Annotated in this window: 5 protein-coding genes; 4 read left to right on the top strand and 1 reads right to left on the bottom strand. The window is 44.4% G+C overall.

The window, feature by feature from the left end:
• Positions 1-378: 378 nt before the first annotated feature.
• The 4 genes from ACTIE6_RS18275 to ACTIE6_RS18260 are packed head-to-tail and all read left to right on the top strand — an operon-like array spanning position 379 to position 3,952.
• Positions 379-2,241, top strand: coding sequence for a carbamoyltransferase family protein (locus tag ACTIE6_RS18275; protein WP_439558012.1), 1,863 nt, complete (start codon positions 379-381; stop codon positions 2,239-2,241).
• A gap of 27 nt (positions 2,242-2,268) precedes the next feature.
• Positions 2,269-3,384 (top strand): SGNH/GDSL hydrolase family protein, encoded by a 1,116-nt coding sequence (locus ACTIE6_RS18270; RefSeq protein ID WP_439558011.1) that lies wholly within the window; start codon positions 2,269-2,271, stop codon positions 3,382-3,384.
• A 37-nt stretch (positions 3,385-3,421) separates the two neighbouring features.
• Positions 3,422-3,571, top strand: coding sequence for a DUF5989 family protein (locus ACTIE6_RS18265; RefSeq protein WP_439558010.1), 150 nt, complete (start codon positions 3,422-3,424; stop codon positions 3,569-3,571).
• A gap of 9 nt (positions 3,572-3,580) precedes the next feature.
• Positions 3,581-3,952: an SxtJ family membrane protein gene (locus tag ACTIE6_RS18260; RefSeq protein ID WP_439558009.1), complete on the top strand. Its 372-nt coding sequence runs from the start codon at positions 3,581-3,583 to the stop codon at positions 3,950-3,952.
• A 33-nt stretch (positions 3,953-3,985) separates the two neighbouring features.
• On the opposite strand, the gene ACTIE6_RS18255 is transcribed toward ACTIE6_RS18260, so the two are convergent.
• Positions 3,986-4,632 (bottom strand): Ppx/GppA phosphatase family protein (locus tag ACTIE6_RS18255; protein ID WP_439558008.1); only part of this gene is annotated, 647 nt, incomplete at its 5' end.

Raw genomic sequence — 4,632 nt, 5'->3', positions numbered from 1 at the left:
CATATTGACCAACGTAGCCAAAATGCATTCTTCTTACTTTTTGGATATGGCAAATTTGCTGCCACAACAACAGGCTCTTTTTTGTGACGTCTGTCATCTAAGTGAGGCTGGTGCACAAAGATTTGCGAAGGAGCTGGGCGATTACCTGATTTCTTCGCGCATTCTTGAATAGTCAAAAATTGATCTGGCAGTAACGCGTTGAGATAAATTGCTTTTCATAAGTTATGCTGTACTTTTGACGTCGGCTCATTGGAACAGAATTTTATGGGACTTGATCTTGATACAGAATAAAGCAATATCAAGCCTGGTTGCTTTTTGCGACGTCAGCCATATTGGTTTGACAATCACCTTACTAACAACTTATTGCGAGTTTTTTAAATGAAGATTTTAGGCATTTCCGCTTTTTACCACGATTCCGCCGCCGCACTGATTGATAATGGTGAAATTGTTTCCGCAGCACAAGAAGAACGTTTTACCAGAAAAAAACACGATCCATCTTTCCCTTCAAATGCAGTCAAATTCTGCCTGGAATATGCAGGATTATCAATTGACGAGCTGGATGCAGTTGCTTTCTATGATAAGCCATTATTGAAATTTGAGCGGTTGCTTGAAACTTATTACGCCTTTGCACCAAAAGGATTGCGGTCGTTTCTTACCGCAATGCCAGTCTGGCTCAAAGAGAAGATGTTTTTGAAAAGGCTGATCAATGAAGAGCTGGTGAAGCTGGGTTACAGCAAAAAGAAAAAAATCAAACTGCTATTTCCCGAGCACCATCTTTCCCACGCAGCCAGCGCATATTATCCATCGCCTTACAATAAAGCTGCAATTCTCACCGTCGACGGAGTAGGAGAATGGGCGACCGCCTCAATTTGTAGTGGTGAAGGCAAAGACATTTCTATTCTCAGAGAAATGCGTTTCCCGCACTCGCTGGGGCTTTTGTACTCTGCATTTACCTATTTTCTGGGTTTTAGGGTTAACTCTGGTGAGTACAAACTGATGGGACTGGCTCCCTACGGAAATCCCACCTCTCCTGATATTCAAAAATACGAGCAGACCATTCTGGCTGAGCTGGTTGACTTGAAAGAAGACGGTTCTGTTTGGCTCAACCAGGATTATTTCGATTATGCTACCGGCTTGAAAATGGTTAATGAATCGAAATGGGAAGCCCTTTTCGGGATCAAAAAGAGGGAGCCGGAAGATCCGTTGGAAGCACAACATTGTAACCTCGGGCTCGCTATCCAGAATGTAACAGAGCAGATCGTTCTCAAAATGGCGGCAGAGGCGAAGCGGTTAACAGGTGCTGATTACCTGTGCCTTGCAGGTGGTGTTGCATTGAATTGTGTGTCAAACGGAAAATTGCAGAAGTCGGGAATATTCAAGGATATCTTCATCCAGCCAGCCGCCGGCGACGCGGGTGGAGCACTGGGCGCAGCACAAGCTGCCTACCATATCTATTTTGGTTGTGAAAGAAACGTGACGTGGACCGGAGACGCATTACGCGGCTCTTATCTGGGGCCAACTTTTTCAGATCTCGACGTAGAGCTCACGGCAAAAAGATATAAAGCGAACTACAAAGCATTCGATAATTTTGATGAATTGAGTAGTGAAGTAGCTGGTATCCTGGCACAAGGTAATGTAGTTGGCTGGGTGCAGGGCAGAATGGAGTTCGGGCCGCGGGCTTTGGGTGCCCGCAGTATCCTCGGGGATCCGAGGAATGCAGAAATGCAGAAAAAACTCAATCTGAAAATAAAATACAGAGAGTCTTTCCGCCCGTTTGCGCCCTCGGTACTTGCCGAAGAATGTGCTGACTTTTTTGATTACGATGGCATATCACCTTATATGTTGTTGGTACACCCAGTTGCGGATCGCCTGCGCAAGCCGACTCCTCCAAATTATGGATCAATGGACCTGCGTGAGAAGTTGTATTATGAAAGATCGGAGCTCCCTTCCATTACGCACATTGATTATTCTGCACGGATTCAAACAGTTCATAAAGCAACCAATCCCAGATACTACAATCTGATTGAAGCTTTCAAGAAGCAAACAGGCTGTCCCGTTATCGTTAATACCAGCTTCAATGTAAGGGGCGAACCAATTGTTTGTACACCTGATGATGCTTACAGATGTTTTATGCGAACTGAAATGGACTACCTCGTCGTAGGCAATTTTCTGTTTGATAAAAGGCAACAACCGGAATGGATGGAAAAAGACAACTGGAAAGAAGAATTTGTTCTTGATTAAAGCTCTCTATTTCAATTAGATTAAGTAATGGCATCTAAGATTTTTACCAGTGCAATCCGCTTTCTTTTCCTCGGATTACTTTTCGTGTTCTTGTTTTATCCTGACAAGTTTGGCATTAAGTTCGATTACCCCGGCTACCCGCAAGCAGACAGCGTTCACGTAAGATTGGCAAAGCTTGCATTGTGGTTTTTGCTTACGATTGAGTTACTGCGGGTCTTTTATTACGGAGTTGTGAAGCGTGAAACAAAAGGGTTGCTCGCCAATATCGCGACAATTGCTACGCCGCTGATACTGATCCTGATTTTTATCGAAATGGTATTCATGTATGTTCCGCAAAGCCATGAAGGTGTGCTTTCAAAAGCGTCGCAGATATGGTGGGAAAAGTATTGGAAGCCCGTAAATTCGCTGGGTTACCGGGACAAAGAGGTTGAAAAAGCATCAGGGAAGAAGGTGGTACTGGTCGTGGGAGATTCCTTTGCGGCCGGTCACGGCCTGGAAGATGTAAATGAGCGCTTTTCAAATTTGCTGGAAGCCAAACTCGGAGCGGACAAGTACGTAGTGTACAACCTTGGCGTATCGGGCGCGGATACACGCGACGAATTAAAGCGGTTGCAGAATTTCCCGGTTAAGCCGGACATTATCATCCACCAATATTTTCCCAACGACATTGAGAAAGTAGGCCGGGAAAAAGGTTTGACATTGACTGGCGCTGAGGTATATGCGGATTTAAAAGGGCCGATGGCAACCATTGTTAAGCGTTTCTATTTGCCCAACTTCATTTACTGGCAACTTCCGCATACCAGTTTCGGTACCTTTGAGAAGTTTGTGCAAACAGCTTATACGGACACAACCGTGCTTAATTCGCATTTAAAGGATCTTTCTAATGTGCTCGCCTACCGCGATTCAACCGGCGCAAAGATGTACACTGTAATTATTCCGTTCCTGTTTCAGGTGGATAAAAGTGCAGGTTATACGAAGCCAGTTGTGGAACATCTACGCAGGAATAACGTGACAGTAGTTACCATTGAGGACGGGATTAAGGCGACTCCTGAAAAGGAAAGAGTAGTGGGCAAAAATGACGGGCATGCAAGCGCGAAAGTGAATCAACTAATTGCTGACAGGCTTTATCAGGCAATGCGTTGATAATGATTTATATAACAAGTTAATTATTAAAAACAATATGGACTTTTTGACAGACTTACTAGCTTTTATGAAGGAGCGTAAAAAATGGTGGCTCGCTCCCGTGATCATTGTGTTGCTACTAATCGGTATCCTGGTGGTAATTGGTGGTGGATCGGCAGCGGCTCCATTTATTTACACTCTTTTCTAAAATATTTTCATGACAGTACCCGACAAAGCAGAGACCGCAAAAGCGCAGCTGGTGATAGTTACCGGACTGGTCCTGATTTCTTATGTTGTTAAACAGCCAGTAATTACGGCTGTCGCAGCGGCAATTGGTGCAATCAGCTTGCTCTTTCCGGTAGCAGGAGATTTTATAGTAAAATGCTGGTTTAAACTGGCGGAGGTACTTGGGAAGATAAATGGAACAATCCTGCTCTCAATTATCTTTATGCTGGTTTTGGTTCCGGTCGCAATCATCGCGAGGTTAAATAGAAAAGATGCATTGGCACTGAAACGAAATCAATCAGGATCTCTTTTCCATGAGCGCAATCACAAATATGAATCCAAAGACCTTAAAAATGTCTGGTGATTAATTTTCAACCGTGAAGAAAAAAGCCTGGTTTCAGGCTTTTTTCTTTCTGCATGCTCTGTCGTAAAGTAGTTGCAGCATTCCGTCTTTTAAGCCCACGTCCGGCACGTGAATGACCTCGGCACCGGCCCACTTCATAGCTGAAGTATATATGTCACCGGCAGGAACAATTACGTCGGCCCTGTCCGGGTTTAGTTGCAGCTTGTTAATCCGATCTTCCAGCGAAAACTGAGAAATGTACTCTTTCATTTTCTCAATTTCTTCCAAACTGGTAGAGCCTTCGGTAAGCTTGGAGGACAAATCAAAAAGCTTATTGATGTTACCGCCCGTTCCAACTGCCTGAATCGGCTGGCTGTAATCCACATGCTGGTTAATCCACTCTTTGATTTTCTGCCAGGAATTCTTGGATTCTTTTCCCTCCAAAAGTCTCACAGAACCCAGTTTGAAGGATTTTGCAAAAGTTTTAACCCGGTCTTTGTATAAGTTCAGCTCCGTGCTGCCGCCGCCTACATCAATGTGAATGTACTGACCCTCACCAAGTGACTTGACAACGACATTATTAACAAGCTCAGCTTCACGTTGTCCGTCAATAATCTGAATGTGAATGCCGGTACGGTTTACAATGCGGTCGCGGACTTCATATCCATTTTCGGCTTCACGCATTGCGGAGGTGGAGCACG

Source organism: Dyadobacter sp. (genome assembly GCF_051859145.1).
Classification (GTDB): domain Bacteria; phylum Bacteroidota; class Bacteroidia; order Cytophagales; family Spirosomataceae; genus Dyadobacter.
The sequence above is the reverse complement of the archived record's forward strand: the minus strand, read 5'-3'. Positions and strand labels throughout refer to the sequence as shown.

Coding starts and splice junctions, on each gene's coding strand:
- ACTIE6_RS18275 (WP_439558012.1), top strand. CDS start 379: ATGAAGATTTTAGGCATTTCCGCTTTTTACCACGATTCCGCCGCCGCA.
- ACTIE6_RS18270 (WP_439558011.1), top strand. CDS start 2,269: ATGGCATCTAAGATTTTTACCAGTGCAATCCGCTTTCTTTTCCTCGGA.
- ACTIE6_RS18265 (WP_439558010.1), top strand. CDS start 3,422: ATGGACTTTTTGACAGACTTACTAGCTTTTATGAAGGAGCGTAAAAAA.
- ACTIE6_RS18260 (WP_439558009.1), top strand. CDS start 3,581: ATGACAGTACCCGACAAAGCAGAGACCGCAAAAGCGCAGCTGGTGATA.